The organism is Alteromonas sp. 76-1 (assembly GCF_900654235.1).
Taxonomy (GTDB): Bacteria; Pseudomonadota; Gammaproteobacteria; order Enterobacterales; family Alteromonadaceae; genus Alteromonas; species Alteromonas naphthalenivorans.
The window spans coordinates 3,888,548-3,905,413 of sequence record NZ_LR136958.1 but is presented as its reverse complement, the minus strand read 5'-3'; the positions used below and the strand labels follow the sequence as shown (position 1 = coordinate 3,905,413).

Genomic DNA, 16,866 nt, shown 5'->3' with positions numbered 1-16,866 from the left:
GTTTTGTCGGCCGGGTCGAGAAATCGCCCGGCTTTTTTATAGCCCAGCTATTTTTCAAAAAGAGAAAGTAGATAAAGTACGCCCGCCTATCAAAATAAACAACTTACATTATTTCAAATAAATCTGTGCAGTATTAGGTGTTTGCAGCTATTCTTTTGGTAGTTCATTGGACGAAACTACTTACTTTTAGGCCTTAAATGCACATCCTGCGATTCCTTTTCTTTTTAGTTTTTATCACCAGTATGCATGTTGATGCCCAGCACATTGATGCCCAGCACGTTGATGCCCAACAAGTTGATACTGGCAAGAAAGGCGATATCGAAGCGTTAAAAGCATCTATTCGCACTGAAAGGGAGTTAGGAGATATTGAGAAAGCAGAGTTGTTAACGCAAGATCTGCAACGCATAGTAGATCATTCCCAGACCCCCGAATTACAGGCTGATCTTGCCACCATTGTAGCTGAAAATGAGATTAGCCGAACTCGATACTCACACGCTATCGAATTATTGAAGTCAGCAGAGTTAACGTATTCTCGTTTGTCTAACGATCTTGCATTAGCTCATGTCTATACCATGCTTGGTTATGCCTACTACAGCATATCTGAATATCCCTTGTCCCTTGATTATTACCATCGCGGCGAGCGGATTTACAAGGCCTTAGATGATAAAAAAAGCCTAAGTATTGTTGGCAGTTATATGGGCCTAGCGTTGGGCGCTATCGGCGATTATGAAGGGGCTATTTTGGCGTACCAAACTGCGCTCGATCATGCTGTAGAACAAGGCAGTGATGCTGAAAAGTCACAAGTGTTGTATAGCTTAGGGGGTCTAAATGCCAAGATGGGAGATCATCGCAGTGCATTAGCGTATTTCTATAGTTCTCTGGAGATAGATACCAAGCGTGGCATGATTCAAAATATTGCATTCAATAATGCCTTAATTGCTGAGTCATTATTAGCGCTGTCAGATTTTGAAGCTGCCGAATCACATGCTAGTGAAGCCATTCGTCTTTTTAATGAAGTTAAGTCGACTGAATATGCTGATATGTATAAGTTAACGCTGGCTAAAATATATATCGCTAGAGGTGGTTACGACAAAGCTAACGAGGTTATCCAAAACGTATTACGTACCGCCAGTGGTCGATTCCCAGCACTTACTTTGAATGCTTTAGTAGTTGCTGCGCAGCATGCATTTCTTACCAGTAAATATGAAATTTCGATCGACTATGCTAATCAGGGAATAGAGAAAGCGAAGCAGGCAGAGCGGCTACCCATTGAAGTCCAGTTTCATGAGGCCAAAGTAAATTCACTAGAAGCAATGGGGCGCTACGATGCTGCTTTTCTTGCGCTTAAAGCACTGATGCGAGTCAAAGAACAACTTAACGATGAAAATAAAGTGGAAGCAATAGCAAAGGTACAAGCGCAAACTGAGTCTGTACGTAAAGAGCTAGAGTTAGATTTGAAAGTAAAAGAGCAGGCACTTGAGCAAGCCGCGCTAAACGAAAAGTTGCTTTTGAAAAACGTGTTTATTGGGCTCATTGTCATCCTATTTTCTCTTCTTTTTGTATTATACCGGCGTTATACACTGCGCAAAGCAAACGAACGCCTAGAGTGGAAAGTTAGAATTCAAACCCGAGAGCTGAGTGAGAAAAATGAACAACTCATTCAGTCACTTAAGCTAATAGAGTCTGAAAGCATCACCGATACGCTAACCGGTTTGAAGAATCGCCGTTATTTACAGAAATTTATTAAAACAGATATCGCACTGTGTAACCGAGAGTTTTCCGACTGGCAGCAAGGTAAGAGCCGTAAACCCATAGGCTCAGATTTGCTGGTTTTTATTCTAGATATTGATGACTTCAAACAAGTGAATGACAGGTTTGGGCACCAAATAGGTGATGAAGTCTTAATAGAGTTTTCTAAGCGATTAGAACATGTATTCAGGCAGTCTGATTATATTGTTCGGTGGGGCGGGGAAGAGTTTGTTGCTGTGGCAAGGTTTGTTGATCGCAAAAGCGCAATGGTGTTAGCGCAGCGCCTAGTAAAAGCGATTAATGACAAAAAATTTGAAATGCACGACAACACGGCCTTACCGATAACCTGCTCGGTAGGTTATGTATGTTATCCACTTATTACCACCAAGGTTGTTTCATGTCATTTGGAAAAGTTGATTGAGATGTCAGACGCGTGTTTATATCTCGCCAAAGCATCGGGCAAAAATACCTGGGTAGGCTTAGAGTCAGTAAATGATGAAGAAGCATTTGTTGGAGATTTCAATAAGACTTGGTTAGAGACGCTCATTCAACAAAAAAGGGTGACGATAAGGCGAGAACTAGGAAAGTAAGTTTGGCGGTGACTTTAGAATTAGATAATGCCGTTTTTTGTACCTTCTATTACGATCATACATTTCAATGTGTGAAATCAATGTGTGAAATCAACGTTTGAAAACAAACCTTTAGTGATATACTTTTAATGACTCAAAAATAGATGCATTTCATGACAAGTGTGATGATTATTGATGTGCCTGAGGTATTAAACACACCTATATTATTATTTTAAAGTGTGTGTTGTTTGTATAAGGATCCTACATGGTTAGGCTTTTGCCTATGCTTTTCGCACTGTTTTTTATTGTGCAAAGTACAGCTTGCTATAGCACGGCTTTATTTGAAGATAAGGCATTAGAGTTCGACTTAACTGGTCACATGGAATTTGCAGTTGCTGATAGTGATACCCTTGTAGGTGATGAATTATGGGTAGACGGTGGCAGTGAAATAAATCGTGAACCCCACCAATATTTGCATTTTCGAGTTACCATTGAAAATGCACTCAATGAGCCTGTTCCCCTTTGGTTTTCTATTGCTTTTCCTTCGATTGAGCATCTGTACGTGTCAGATGGCACCCACACGTGGATAACCGGCGACGCGCTGCCATTTTCAAGCCGAGCAGTGCTAGTACCAAACTACCATTTCCCGTTCATTCTTCCCGCCCAAGATAAAATGCAAATCTATGGTCACATGGAAGGAAAAATACTGCGCTACAACTTTTTTGTTGCCACCCCTGAAAAGGTGAACAAAATGTATGTCGATTCACTGCAGCGTGATATGACATTTTTTGGTGCTATGTCGACACTAACCATTCTTAGTCTGGTTGTTTTTACTATCACAAGAAAGATGGCGTTTTTGAGTTTCGCCGCTTTTATCTTTGCCACATCATTTTGGTTTTTTAGGGTATTTGGTTACGCCTTTGAAATTTTATGGCCAACCATCCCTCAGTTAAATGACATCACTTACGCCGCTAGTATTTACGCCGTATTGCTCACGGCAGGATGGACCGTGTTTTCTAGTTTGAAGCGCCCCAATAGGACTGTTTATGGATTGAGATTTGCTATATTTTGCGGATTAATCTTGCCTGTTCTCGGCTTGCTGGTATGGCATTACGTAGGGTTAGATGAAGCGTTACGTTTGCCCGTTATTCTACTGTTTCCCTTTGTTATTTTCGCAAGTTTCGTGATTTACAAAGAACACAATAGTGGCTCTGACAGGGCCAAGTGGCTGGCGGTGACGGTTTTCCCTGTAGTGTTAAGTACCCTTTCACTCGTGCTTATTGCTCTTTTTGGTATCGAGCTTCAATTAGACCCTATCACCATGTTTATGGTTGGTGTATTGATTACGTGTATGTTCATGGTGATATTAGCGTCTCGGCTTTTCGTTAAAATTGTTCAAAAAGAGCGTGATAGCGAGAAGGCCAATGCCGTATTAAAAAGCGAGCAAGCGTCGAAGCTTGAAGCGTTAATTCAAGAGCGCACAAAAGCATTAAGCGCATCAAATGAAATGCTCAAAAAGCTAGCGGCTAACGATGGTCTAACGAACCTACCGAATCGAAGAAGTATCGATTTATTCGTAGACGCTAGCTTTTCATCAGAGGCGGATAATCATCATCACATTGCAGTGGCGTTGATAGACCTAGATCACTTTAAGAATATTAACGACACTTTCGGGCATGAAGCAGGCGATACGGTGTTGATTGAAATTGCCAAAATACTGCAGCCCTTAAATAGCAAGGAATGTATGGCGGGGAGATTTGGTGGTGAAGAGTTTGCCATTATTCAACAAAACGTAAGTGAACAGCATTTTAGCGATACGCTAGCTGATATTCACAAGCAAATTAATACACTGAGCCTTCAGCAGCTTAGCGGTTTAAAAATTGGCGCGTGTATAGGTTGGACAGTATGTAAAGACGCTGCTGATATCGTTTATGCATTTAGACGTGCAGATAAAGCCTTATACAAAGCAAAAGATGCGGGACGCAATAGAATTATTGCGGAAGAACCACGTTAATTCGAGTAGTTGTCACCTAGGCAGAAGCCAAACAGAACGCCTGCCGGAAAGCCCGTTACATAACTTAGTTCAATTTCAAAATAGCATGGTGTAGATCATGGTCTACATCATGGTGTCGTTCTTCACCCTCGTCCTACCATAATATTATGCGCCTAAAAAAAGTCCCTCGAAAATACACTCTATTACGGTCTAATATTTAAGAATTGGCTTGGTTTATTGCCATGGCCATTATCTTTTGCTCTTTACTTCTCTTTCTCAAGCTGCAAATCCAATAACAAAATTTAGTCGTTTTACATTTTGATCTAATTGTTAGCGTTTACATTAAATGTAAATGTAATCTGGATGTTATTTTATTATATAGTTGAATTTATTGGGTTATTTTTATTTTGAAATATAAATGAAAACTATTTGTTAAAAAAGTTGTTGACGTTAAAATATAAAAATGGTCATATGCCCCAACGTTGAGCATGTGACCGAATTGGTTTGTCCCAAAGGTTTTTGCTCATAGCGAACAGAGAATATGCGCAGACACTAGTCTGACGAAAATTCCAATCACTTTATAAAACCGAACATAGAAACTTGAGGGTTCACCATGTTAGAAAATAACCAGCTTCAACAAGCGACTTCTCGATCTAATTTTAAAATTGCAGGGTTAAGCGTACTGGCATCAGCGATTATGGCTGCCATGGCGCCGTCACTTGTAGTGGCTCAGGAATTAAGCGAAACCAAGCCAATGTATGTGCCGCCGAGTGAACCTAATGAGTTTTTAGATGGTCGTGTTCAAGTTAATTTTCTAGCTATGCAGAACTATCAGGCTATTCAAGCAAAAGACGGCGCGTTTCGCCCTGAAGATGAAACACAATCAGATGGTTTTGGCCGTTTGCGCGTTAACTTGATGTTCAAGTTTAAAATTACCGACAACATCACAGCCGATATCGATATTGCTGAAGAACCTAATGACTTTGGTAATAATGGCGACAGAGACTTCTCGTTCCACCAAGATTTCGCTGGCATCGAGTTTGATATGTTTGGCCTTACTGGTTATGAAAAAGAGAATTCAAGCCTTATCTTGCGTGTAGGTAACATTGGCGCATCTCCTTTTCAGTTTAAAGGGTTCCAAGATGGCGCTGACAACCAAGGTAACGCGTTAATTGGTAATGGTATTAACGACTACGCCACAGCTGAGAACGGTATTCAACTAAGCTACACCGAAACCTTCGATAGCGGCATTCTTCGTTCCTACAATGTGGCGGGTCACATGACTACGTCTAGCTTCGGTGAAGCGTTCCAAGATGACCGAGGCTACAACTACCGTTTGCAAGGTACCCTTGAGTTTAAAGGTGGTTTCAAAGCAGGCTTAAACGTTTTTCAAGCTAACCAGGGCGACCAGCTTGTATTCGCTGATGGTGTAGCAAGCCTTGATGGCGTTACAACCACCAACTATCGTTTCGGCGATGGCGAAAACTATAACTTTTCAGCCTCTGCGTCTAGTGAACGTGACACCCATGTTGGTGCACTGCCAGGCTTGAACCAGTCAATTATGCAATTAAACTTGGCTTACCAACCGTCTGATCAAACGAGCGTTATCGTGATGTTAGGTAAAGCGTCTGACGATTACACCTTTGCCGATTCCGATGGTAACGCGGTGGCGGGTATTACTTACTTCGGTACCGATGGGGTGTTAGACCCAACCGGAACAACCTTTGATTCAAACCAAGTGATTGAAGGCGATTCATCGGTGCAGTACTGGGCGCTAGAAGCCCAACAATATATTCTTCCTGAGAAGCTTTACGTAGCAGCACGTTACGCAGAGTCAGAAAATACCTCTGACCTAATTGAACAAACTGACAACGATGTAACGCGTTTACAAGTATCTGCAGGTTACTGGATAAACGACAGAACCTTGTGGAAAGTGGAATACGTTAATCAAGACGAAGGCGCGAATTCTGGTGGCCAGATTGGTACAGGTTTCGATGGCATAACGTCTGAAATTTCAGTGAAGTTCTAATTCAATAAACGTTCAGCAGCGTCAGCGGTTTTATCTAAAACGCTGACGCTTTCAAACCAACCAAAACATTAAGTAATGAAACGCGTGTGACTTTTATCCCCATCGAAAATGAAGGGGAGGGGGAAGTCATACCCTTCAAAACCTAAAGGGGAACTACCCGATGTTGAAAAAATTATCTTTAGTGATTGCCAGTGCATTGGCGATAACCACAGCGGCGCAAGCTGAAACCATTACCATCGCAACAGTAAACAATGGCGATATGATTGCCATGAAAGAACTGAGTAGCGACTTTGAAAAGAAAAACCCAGGAATTGATTTAAAGTGGGTAACGCTTGAAGAAAACATTCTACGCCAACGTGTCACTACCGACGTAGCCACTGGCGGCGGCCAGTACGATGTCATGACTATCGGTACTTATGAAGTACCTATTTGGGGTAACCAAGGTTGGTTGGAAGAGCTTGATGGCCTTGGCGCTGATTATGACGTAGAAGATTTACTGCCTGCTATTCGTAGCGGCCTGTCAGTAGATAACAAACTTTATGCAGCACCATTTTACGGCGAAAGCTCAATGGTGATGTACCGCACTGACTTAATGGCAAAAGCCGGTCTTGAAATGCCAAAAGCACCTACATGGAAATTTATCCGTGAAGCAGCCGAAGCAATGACAGACAAAGAGGCAGGTGTTTACGGTATTTGCCTTCGTGGTAAAGCGGGCTGGGGCGAAAATATTGCATTGCTAACGTCTATGTCTAACTCATTTGGCGCACGTTGGTTTGATGAAAACTGGAAACCTCAGTTTGACTCCAAAGCATGGAAAGACACCTTAGAATACTATGTCGATGTAATGGACAAGTATGGCCCTCCAGGTTCATCAGCGAACGGCTTTAATGAAAACCTAGCACTGTTTCAAACCGGTAAATGCGGTATTTGGATTGATGCAACGGTTGCAGGCGGTTTTGTGACAAACGAGAAAGATTCTGAAGTTGCGGACAAAGTAGGTTTCGCTCTAGCGCCAGATAACGGCCTAGGTAAACGCGGCAACTGGTTGTGGGCATGGACATTAGCTATTCCTTCCAGCAGTAAGAAAAGCGATGCAGCGATGAAGTTCATCAGCTGGGCTACCTCAAAAGAGTACTCTGCATTAGTGGCTGAAAAGAAAGGCTGGGCAAATGTACCTCCAGGTACGCGAGCTTCGCTTTACGAAAACCCTGAGTACATGAATGCGGCACCTTTTGCGCAAATTACTCTTGATTCTATCAACTCTGCAGACCCTAAAAATCCAACGGTAGAACCAGTGCCTTATGTGGGTGTCCAGTTTGTTGCTATTCCTGAGTTTCAAGGCATAGGAACAGCAGTTGGTCAGCAGTTTAGTGCAGCACTAACGGGCCGCATGACGGTAGACCAAGCACTTCAAAGCTCTCAGCGACTAGTTGAAAGAGCCATGCGCAAAGCGCGTTACCCAAAATAATAAAACGTTAACCACGGGTAGGTGCAAGGTGCACTTACCCACTTTTTTCACTTGTAAGGGGCTTAGCAATGGCGACTACCCAATCTCGTACCTTAGCCAAAATGATGCTGTTTCCTTCGGTCACCTTGCTGTTAGCTTGGATGATTGTTCCGCTTTGCATGACGTTATATTTCTCATTTTTAGATTATAACTTACTCATGCCTGGCGATAATGAATACATAGGCTTTTTGAACTACGAGTTTTTTCTTACCGATCCTGCTTTTATAGAGTCATTTTTTAATACCTTATTGCTAGTCGGCGGTGTGCTGTTTATTACCATCTGCGGCGGTATTGGTTTAGCCATATTGCTCGACCAAGCCATGTGGGGCAGAAATTATGTCCGCATCATGGTATTAGCACCATTTTTTGTTATGCCAACGGTTTCCGCGTTAGTGTGGAAAAACATGTTCATGAACCCAGTAAATGGGCTGTTTGCTCATCTTGCCGAGTTTTTTGGTGCAACCCCTATCGATTTCTTTGCAGAAATTCCGTTGCTTTCCATCATCATTATTGTGTCGTGGCAGTGGCTGCCGTTTGCAGCGCTAATTTTACTTACCGCTATTCAATCGTTAGATAGAGAGCAACTAGAAGCGGCGGATTTAGATGGTGCAGGCCCGTTCAGTAAATTTATTTACATTGTGTTGCCGCATTTATCTCGAGCAGTCACCGCAGTCATTCTTATTGAGACCATTTTCTTGCTGTCTATTTTTGCAGAAATTCTGGTTACAACTAGTGGTGGCCCAGGTTATTCCTCTACCAATATTACGTACTTAATTTACACCCAATCGCTACTTCAGTTTGATGTGGGCGGCGGTTCAGCAGGTGGAATTGTGGCAGTCATTATTGCCAACATTGTTGCCATCTTCTTAATGCGCCTTATCGGCAAGAATTTGGAGGGCTAGGTAATGAACAGCACGAATAAATCAAAAGTCATTTACACCATTTTAGCGTGGACCATCAGTGGGATGATTTTCTTTCCTATTCTTTGGACCATGATCACCAGCTTTAAAACGGAATCTGAAGCGATTTCAGCCACACCAAGCTTATTTATGTTTGAGTGGACGTTAGAGAACTACAAAGATGTGTTAGCTCGCTCACCTTATTTCGATCACTTTATGAACTCTGTGATCATTTCATTAGGGGCAAGTTTGCTTGGGTTGCTAATTGCTATTCCGGCTGCATGGTCGATGGCCTTTGTGCAAACGAAGCGAACTAAAAACCTGTTGATGTGGATGCTATCAACCAAAATGCTTCCACCGGTTGGGGTGCTAATTCCTATCTATCTGTTGTTCCGTGATTTCGGTCTGCTAGATACACGCTTAGGTTTGGTGATTGTAATGACACTGATTAACTTGCCTATCATGGTGTGGATGCTTTACACCTATTTCAGAGAAATCCCTCATGAAATTCTTGAAGCGGCACGAATGGACGGCGCTGGCATTAAAGAAGAAATTTTTCACGTATTACTACCAATCGCCTTACCCGGGATTGCGTCAACCTTGCTGCTAAACGTTATTTTGGCGTGGAATGAAGCATTTTGGACACTCATTCTTACCGCCGCGAATGCAGCACCGTTAACGGCCTTTATTGCCAGTTACTCAAGCCCAGAAGGCTTATTTTACGCGAAATTATCAGCAGCCTCTGTGATGGCTGTGGTGCCAATCCTTATTCTTGGTTGGTTCAGTCAAAAACAATTAGTGCGCGGATTAAGTTTCGGCGCGGTTAAGTAGGAGTATTCCAATGGGAAGCATTACTTTAAAACAAGTGACAAAAAGCTTTGGCGACGTAAATGTTATTAAACCGCTAGATTTACATATCCGTGACGGTGAATTCATTGTGTTCGTTGGGCCATCGGGCTGCGGTAAATCTACCTTACTTCGCATGATTGCAGGGCTTGAAGATACGACTAGCGGCAACATTGATATTGACGGTGAAGACGCCACAAATATGCCGCCAGCGAAACGTGGTTTAGCCATGGTGTTTCAGTCTTACGCGTTATACCCGCATATGTCTGTTCGCAGTAATATTGCGTTTCCACTTAAGCGCGCAAAAGTAGCGCCTGCTGTGATTGACGAAAAAATTGAAAAAGCGGCTAAAATGCTGAACCTAACCGATTATCTTGATCGCAAGCCGGGTCAATTATCAGGTGGTCAGCGTCAGCGTGTGGCGATAGGCCGTGCTATTGTGCGCCAACCTTCGGCATTTTTGTTCGATGAGCCATTATCTAACTTGGATGCTTCACTTCGAGTGAACATGCGCCTAGAAATATCAGAACTTCATAAAAGTTTAGATACCACCATGATTTATGTTACGCACGATCAGGTGGAGGCCATGACCATGGCCGATCGTATAGCGGTATTCAATGGCGGTATTATCGAACAAGTCGGCACGCCGCTAGAGCTATATCAAAAGCCAGTTAACCGCTTTGTAGCTGGGTTTATTGGCTCGCCTAAAATGAATTTCATTGATGTGATGCCTAAAGCCGGCGACGACACACATGCCATTGGCGTGCGACCAGAACACTTAAAAATTACCCAAGAGCGAGGGTTGTGGTCAGGCAAAGTAGGCGTAGTGGAGCACCTTGGGTCAGAAACCTTTTTACATGTGCATGTAGAAGGCGCTGGTGCGCTCACGGTTAAAGCTGACGGTGATTGCCCAGTGAGCTATGGCGATAGGGTTAACTTAACTGCTGCAGAAAGTAAAATTATGCATTTTGACAAAGATGGCGTAACTATTCCCTCACTTTCTTGGGGCGAAGAACGTGTAGCATAATTCGTTTTTAATTGATGTGCGGGTTATTGCATTCAACAATAGCCTGCACGTTTTTAAGGACGAAATATACAAGGATTATTAAATGGGTAGCAGTCAAACCTCCCTCGATAGTACAGACATTGAACTTGTGATCTTCGACTGTGATGGCGTATTAGTCGATAGTGAAGTGCTGTGTAAACGGGTCATCATCGCCATGCTAGGCGACTTAGGTGTAGTGGTTTCAAGTGACTATTTTGACACTTATTTCCTAGGGCAGAGTTATGAGTCCGCGCAAAAGCAGATTTTAGCTGATTTCAATGTCATGCTTCCGGCTGAGTTTCGAGATAACTACCTAACTGCGCTGTTAAAAGTGTTTGCTGAAGAGTTACAAACAACTCCCCAGTTACATGATGTATTAGCGCATTTGAACGTGAAAAATTGTATTGCAACCAGCAGCAGTCCAGAGCGTGTGGCGTTTGCGCTAGAAACCGCAAACTTACTCACTTTTTTTGATGGGCGCATTACCACAAGCAAAGAAGTGTTATACGGAAAGCCTGCTCCCGATATATTTTTACTTGCCGCATCAAAGATGGGAATTAAGCCTAAGCGGTGTTTAGTCATTGAAGACTCAGAAGCGGGTATTCAAGGGGCGTTGGCCGCTGATATGCAGGTAGTGAAATATACCGGAGCCAGTCATCTAAAAGACTTACCCATAGAACTAGAAAGTGAGCGCGAGGGTGTGCGTTTAATATCGCATTGGAGTGAATTTTTTAGCTTGTACCCTAGTTTAAAAACGAATGCTAAGGTCTAACGTTTTTTTACTGTGTATCGCCAGTACTCAAATTCAAGCTTGATGTCTAGAGTTGAAAACTACACTCAACGCTTAGCGTCAAAGTAAGCGACAATTTTCCAACAAACACTCCAGGTGTCGGTAAAATTAAACTTTTTGCTGATGTGCTGAAAGATGCCTAAGCAAGGCATAAATCTGTTTCGGGGGAAGTTTAGTGGGTTCAAACTCGGTTTGCGATAATCGAGCCAGTAACTCAGTGAAAATTGGCGTACTGCCAGCATAACCCATATTCCACTCTGTAAAGGTGGGCTTATCGATATATTCGTAACTGGTGATAATGACATCTGAATGTCGAGCATCATCTGAAATATGAAAAAATAACTCGTTAACCGCTTCGCGCTCACCTTCTAGGGCTTGCACAAAATAGCGGTTGTCATAGCAGAGCATCCCGCAGATACCTAAAGACTGATTATTTTTACGGGCATAAGTTAAAATATCTTTCATGTCTGAAAGCGACATATCTCGGGTTGCCGAGCTCAAATAAATCAAGCGCACTATATTTTTCATAGAGTTATTAATACTCCTTTTTGTAAAAACAAACTATAAGTTTATTAAGAATAGATAGAGCAAAAGGATGAAATCTTCAAATCTATGATGAATTCTACTCTGCCACAAATAGCAATGATATACACTAACGCGCCATCTGAATTAGCCGAATTTGTACCCGAAAGTCTCGATATTCATTATTATTCATCAGTCAAAAAGCTAAAAAAAGCACTGCGCTCCAATACGCCAGAAAAAATATTCTTCCATATTATTGATGCTCAAAGTGAGTCCGACAGTATAGAAATTGTGGACTATGTGCGAACGGCATTGGCATCCCATAGTAGCACCTTGGTAATCTTTGTAAGTGATACCGTTTCTACCACACCAAGCCAAATAATGAATAAGGCCGATGTGGACGATGTTATCCGCTTAAATAAGGAAGACACTACGTTTGTACAGCGTAAAATTGCGCGTATTATCAAGCGTATTATCATTAACAAAAAGCATCTAATGGAAAAAGATGCGCAAGTGAATATGCTCACCTCGGTGAATCGATTTTCCCATCAACGTCAGAACATTCAAGCATTAATCGCATCCTATGCAGAAGCCTTGCTACAATTTTGTGGTGGGCATAGTGGGTTAGTGGTTACTCCCGCTAAAGTTACCAGTGTTCAAACATCACAGCCCTCTATCAGCCAGAGCCAACTTGATACTGTAGATGATGATACTAAGCAATATATCATCAACCTAGCCCTGCAATGTAAAGCCCCCGTGGTTAACTTGTCGCCAGAGCTTGAAGCTATGCAGGCATTAATTGAAATACTGCCAAACCCAGTGGCAAGCTATTTGGTTTTTCCGTTAATTGTGTATAACAATAATTTAGCGTCCATTATTTGTTTCATAAGTGAAGATGCGCTAGACAGCGTATCTACCACGCAGCTAAATGTTATGCGTGATGCTTCTTTACAACTCAAAATAATATTAGAACGGCGATTTGCCGAATCGCGAATGGCCACGCATTATCAGCGTTTAAAAGAAACTTTGGCCGAGCTACAAACAACCCAAAACCATTTAATTCATGCAGAAAAGATGGCATCTGTGGGGCATATGGCAGCAGGAATTGCCCATGAAATAAACAATCCATTGGCGTTTGTTATTAGTAACTTTGATCCCCTCGACCATTATGTAGAAACGTTAATCAGCATGGTGGATTTACATGAGCAACTTATCCAATCAATTAACGAGATTGAGCAACCAGTAAACCAGAAGCTCACCCAATCAATACAAAGCTTTAAACAAACCAGTGAGATTGATTTTGTGACCGAAGATATCAAAGCACTTGTACATGATTCAAAAGAAGGTTTGCTTAGAGTAAGAGATATCATCAGTGATCTAGGGAGTTATTCTCGCAAAGAGTCACTTGAGAACCAACTGTTAAACCTCAGTGAGGTTATCAGTGAAACCGTTCGAATGCTTAAATATGAATTGAGCGATGAGGTAGAAGTTCAACTGCTCATCGATAGCGATATTCAGATAACTTCACATAAAGGTTTTATCCAACAGATACTTGCAAATTTGGTCAAAAATGCGATTCAAGCTCATGCCACTTCAGATAAGCAAACTCAGCAGAAGATTATTAAAGTTGAGGTCACAGAAAAAACAGAGTGTGTGCTAATTAATGTGTCTGATAATGCGGGAGGTATACCTGAAAAAAGTCGAAAGCATGTATTTGACCCTTTCTTCACGACTAAAGATGTAGGTAAAGGAACGGGAATGGGGTTGTCTGTCTGCTCTAATTTAGCGAAGAAAATGCACGGAACGCTAACACTTGCCCCTATGGAAGAATCGAACGACCTAGACACCACATTTACGCTTAAATTACCCAAGCAGGTAGGGGATGAATGATCCTTTAACTGGCTTCTCGACTTTTCATTTCAGTGTTGTACAGTGCACCTGCTTTATCAACGAATAACATTATAAGGGCAGGTTATGACATCACTTATTGGCGGGAAAACAAAGGAAGAAGCACTGGGCAGTCTTTCAAATATGACTAGCGATGTAGCGCCTATTCAAAAAAGTGAATACTTATCTCGCATAGATAAAGCTCAGCAATATATGCAGCAAAATTGTATTGCTGCGCTGTACCTTAATGCCGGCACCAACTTATCTTACTTTACGGGCATGCAATGGTATGCCAGTGAGCGTTTAGTGGGCGCTATTCTTCCTGCCTCTGGCGATATTATCTACGTGGCACCTTATTTTGAAATCGACTCCCTTGAAGAGCGTAAAGTGATTAACGGCGACATTATAGGGTGGCAAGAGCATGAAAGCCCTTATGCACTGGTTGCTCGTTTACTGGGTAAAATTGATACTGGTGGTGACAAGAAAATCGCGGTAGATGAATCGACTCAATTTTTCGTTGTTGACGGGTTTAATAAAGCCCTTCCTGAAGGCGCCAGCATTATTAATGGCGCAGAGATTACTGCCCACTGCCGAATGCACAAATCGGTTAATGAGCTTGCGCTTATACAGCGTGCTATGGATATGACTCTTGCAGTGCATAAAGCTACAGCCAGTATGCTCTATGCAGGGATTACTACCACAGAAGTAGAAGCCTTTATCAATGATGCTCACAGAAAAGTGGGTGCCAGTGGCAACTACTTTTGCATTGTACTTTTTGGTACAGCAACGTCATTTCCACATGGGGTAAAAGACCCGCAAGTATTAAAAGAAAACGATTTAGTACTTATTGATACCGGCTGTAAAGTTCATGGGTATCTATCTGATATTACGCGAACCTACTGCTTTGGTAAGCCAACGGCAAAGCAAAAGGCGATGTGGGAAAGTGAAAAACGCGCGCAGTACGCCGCCTTTAATGCAGTAAAGCCAGGCGTACCCTGTGGAGATGTTGATAAGGCCGCGCGAGACAGCTTAGCGTCTGATGGCTTAGGCCCAGATTATAAACTCCCTGGTTTACCTCATAGAACAGGGCATGGCATTGGTATGGACATTCACGAGTGGCCATACTTGGTGAAGGATAATCCACACCCCTTAGCTCCAGGTATGTGCTTTAGCAATGAGCCTATGATAGTGGTGCCCAACGAATTTGGTATTCGTTTAGAAGATCACTTCTATGTATCTGACACTGGCGCAGTGTGGTTCACCGAGCCAAGTAAATCCATAGACGAGCCTTTTTAAAAGGCTCTCTGGGGGAGATGCTGGAAGAGTATAAAGCGGGTTTTATACACACTTCTCAGCAGCGACTACTGTTATTTCAACTAACAGCGCTTCACGAGCCATATCTGCGGTAACGCAAGCGCGAGCAGGGGCATGTCCTTCTGGCACCCAGTTGTCCCATACGGCGTTCATCCCCGCGAAGTATTCCATGCTTTTGATGTAAATAGTGGCTGATAGAATATGTTCTTTATCGCTACCCGCTTGTGCTAGCAAGGTATCCACTTTATCTAACATGGTTTGAGTTTGTTCGGTAATGCCTTGGGTAGCATCGGCGCACACTTGGCCGCATAAATAGATAGTGCCGTTATGTTTTACTATGCGGCTCATACGCTGTTTTGTTTCTATTCGCTCTATGGTCATTGTTTGATTGTCCGTGCTTTTAATCTTAACGTTTTAATGGTTTATTCTTCATTCTTCATATTTACAAGCTTGCTGAATTTCATGCTCTAACGCTTCTGTATCAGCAAGTTGTTCAAACATGTTGCGAATTGGCGCGCCTGCAATCAAACCTACGAGTGTACCTAATACAAAACCACGGTGCACGTTATCTCCTCCAACATTGGCGTTGGCTGTGAGTGCTTTTTTTCCATCTTCTGCGTAGCGATAAGCAAAATACAGCACACTGGGCCATGCATCAGAAATGTAGCATGCAGGAGAGAATTGACGGCCCACTATTTCGATATCACTTTTATTCTTGGCAACCAGCTTTGCCAAAGAAAGATGGTTCCCCCGTAGGGCAATATCTTCAAGTATGTCTTGAGGCGATTCGTCCGTGCGGTAGAGCAATCGATACAGCAGCTCGACATAATAATCACAAACTACACCTAGCGCGTCACTGGGGTGCGTTAAATACAAATGGCTTCTGCATAGGTTTTGAATATCACTCAGGTCATCACCTTTTAGGGCGCAATTGAGCGCTAAAGGCCCAATGGTAACAAGGCCACCTATAGATGCCGTATCGTGCGTCACTGCACCGCACTTATCGGCAGGTTTACCAGCTACTAGATTTGCAAAAAAGCCTCTATGATACGATTCCGCGTAGGTGTCTGGGTGAGCTGGCTTATCTGCGCACAGCAGTTTAATGTACTCATTTAAAAAAGTAGCTTGTTGATAGTGTGGTGCTGAAACGTTAAGTAGTACTCTTGCACAATGCGCATTCAGCGTATTTTCTCCGGCTTTCATGCCTTGATGATAATGCTGATTAGCGCCAGTCCAATATTGTCGTTTACCCTTTAAAATAACGTCGCCTACAATGTTTCTCTTTTCATGCTTAGACGCTTTGGACCGGCCCCCCTCGCTGGTGGAATGCAAAGACATAATAGAGGAGGGGTGAAATGATGGTGCGTCTTCAAATTGCTGAATGCCGCCGGGGAAATCTTTTAAAATGTCCGCAGGGTTATAATACCAATGTACTGGCATTGCCAAAGCGTCAGCAATAAATGCATTTTTAAGCGCCGCTATTGCCCGTGATTTATGTAATTCAGATGGCACTGAGTCTTCCCCTTAATAGCTAATATACCTATCGGTTTCAATATAAAATCGATGAGCAAAAAACATTGAATGATCTAAGGGCTTTGTACGTATTCTGCGTGAATATTGATCGCAGCGTAACGATTGCAAAAGCCATTTGCTAAAAAGTGGCAGCCTCATTACTATTCGTTGTTTTGGTTTTGGTTTGAAATTGAAGGGTAAGAA

13 protein-coding genes are annotated in these 16,866 nt (G+C 42.6%); 10 read left to right on the top strand and 3 right to left on the bottom strand.

Annotated elements, in window-relative coordinates; genetic code table 11:
- Window positions 1-197: 197 nt before the first annotated feature.
- From ALT761_RS16590 to ALT761_RS16555, 8 genes are all read left to right on the top strand, one after another.
- Window positions 198-2,339, top strand: a complete 2,142-nt coding sequence (locus tag ALT761_RS16590) for a GGDEF domain-containing protein (protein ID WP_129740036.1) — start codon at window positions 198-200, stop codon at window positions 2,337-2,339.
- 244 nt (window positions 2,340-2,583) lie between these two features.
- Window positions 2,584-4,332: a diguanylate cyclase gene (locus ALT761_RS16585; protein ID WP_129740035.1), complete on the top strand. Its 1,749-nt coding sequence runs from the start codon at window positions 2,584-2,586 to the stop codon at window positions 4,330-4,332.
- Window positions 4,333-5,008: 676 nt separating this feature from the next.
- Window positions 5,009-6,340, top strand: a complete 1,332-nt coding sequence (locus ALT761_RS16580) for a hypothetical protein (RefSeq protein ID WP_172602945.1) — start codon at window positions 5,009-5,011, stop codon at window positions 6,338-6,340.
- A 160-nt stretch (window positions 6,341-6,500) separates the two neighbouring features.
- Entirely contained in the window at window positions 6,501-7,808 is a 1,308-nt protein-coding gene (locus ALT761_RS16575; protein WP_129740034.1) for an ABC transporter substrate-binding protein, read from the top strand.
- A 68-nt stretch (window positions 7,809-7,876) separates the two neighbouring features.
- The gene (locus tag ALT761_RS16570; RefSeq protein WP_129740033.1) at window positions 7,877-8,749 is read left to right on the top strand and encodes a carbohydrate ABC transporter permease; all 873 of its coding nucleotides are present in this window, start codon (window positions 7,877-7,879) and stop codon (window positions 8,747-8,749) included.
- A 3-nt stretch (window positions 8,750-8,752) separates the two neighbouring features.
- Window positions 8,753-9,577: a carbohydrate ABC transporter permease gene (locus ALT761_RS16565; protein ID WP_129740032.1), complete on the top strand. Its 825-nt coding sequence runs from the start codon at window positions 8,753-8,755 to the stop codon at window positions 9,575-9,577.
- A gap of 10 nt (window positions 9,578-9,587) precedes the next feature.
- Window positions 9,588-10,619 carry an ABC transporter ATP-binding protein gene (locus tag ALT761_RS16560; RefSeq protein WP_129740031.1) on the top strand — a complete coding sequence of 344 codons (1,032 nt, stop codon included), beginning with the start codon at window positions 9,588-9,590 and terminating at the stop codon, window positions 10,617-10,619.
- Between the two features lie 82 nt (window positions 10,620-10,701).
- Complete coding sequence (locus tag ALT761_RS16555) at window positions 10,702-11,409, top strand: HAD family hydrolase (protein ID WP_129740030.1); 708 nt, start codon at window positions 10,702-10,704, stop codon at window positions 11,407-11,409.
- 126 nt (window positions 11,410-11,535) lie between these two features.
- Here ALT761_RS16555 and ALT761_RS16550 read toward each other — a convergent pair whose 3' ends face one another.
- Window positions 11,536-11,955 (bottom strand): BLUF domain-containing protein, encoded by a 420-nt coding sequence (locus ALT761_RS16550; RefSeq protein WP_057789594.1) that lies wholly within the window; start codon window positions 11,953-11,955, stop codon window positions 11,536-11,538.
- Window positions 11,956-12,039: 84 nt separating this feature from the next.
- Here ALT761_RS16550 and ALT761_RS16545 point away from each other — a divergent pair, with 84 nt between their 5' ends.
- Together ALT761_RS16545 and ALT761_RS16540 are read left to right on the top strand one after the other, a co-directional pair.
- Window positions 12,040-13,839: a sensor histidine kinase gene (locus ALT761_RS16545; RefSeq protein WP_129740029.1), complete on the top strand. Its 1,800-nt coding sequence runs from the start codon at window positions 12,040-12,042 to the stop codon at window positions 13,837-13,839.
- An 84-nt stretch (window positions 13,840-13,923) separates the two neighbouring features.
- The gene (locus ALT761_RS16540) at window positions 13,924-15,132 is read left to right on the top strand and encodes a M24 family metallopeptidase (RefSeq protein WP_129740028.1); all 1,209 of its coding nucleotides are present in this window, start codon (window positions 13,924-13,926) and stop codon (window positions 15,130-15,132) included.
- 42 nt (window positions 15,133-15,174) lie between these two features.
- Here the strand turns inward: ALT761_RS16540 and ALT761_RS16535 are convergent, their stop codons facing one another.
- Window positions 15,175-15,531, bottom strand: coding sequence for a RidA family protein (locus ALT761_RS16535; RefSeq protein ID WP_129740027.1), 357 nt, complete (start codon window positions 15,529-15,531; stop codon window positions 15,175-15,177).
- Window positions 15,532-15,579: 48 nt separating this feature from the next.
- Window positions 15,580-16,662 carry an ADP-ribosylglycohydrolase family protein gene (locus tag ALT761_RS16530; protein ID WP_129740026.1) on the bottom strand — a complete coding sequence of 361 codons (1,083 nt, stop codon included), beginning with the start codon at window positions 16,660-16,662 and terminating at the stop codon, window positions 15,580-15,582.
- Window positions 16,663-16,866: the final 204 nt, after the last annotated feature.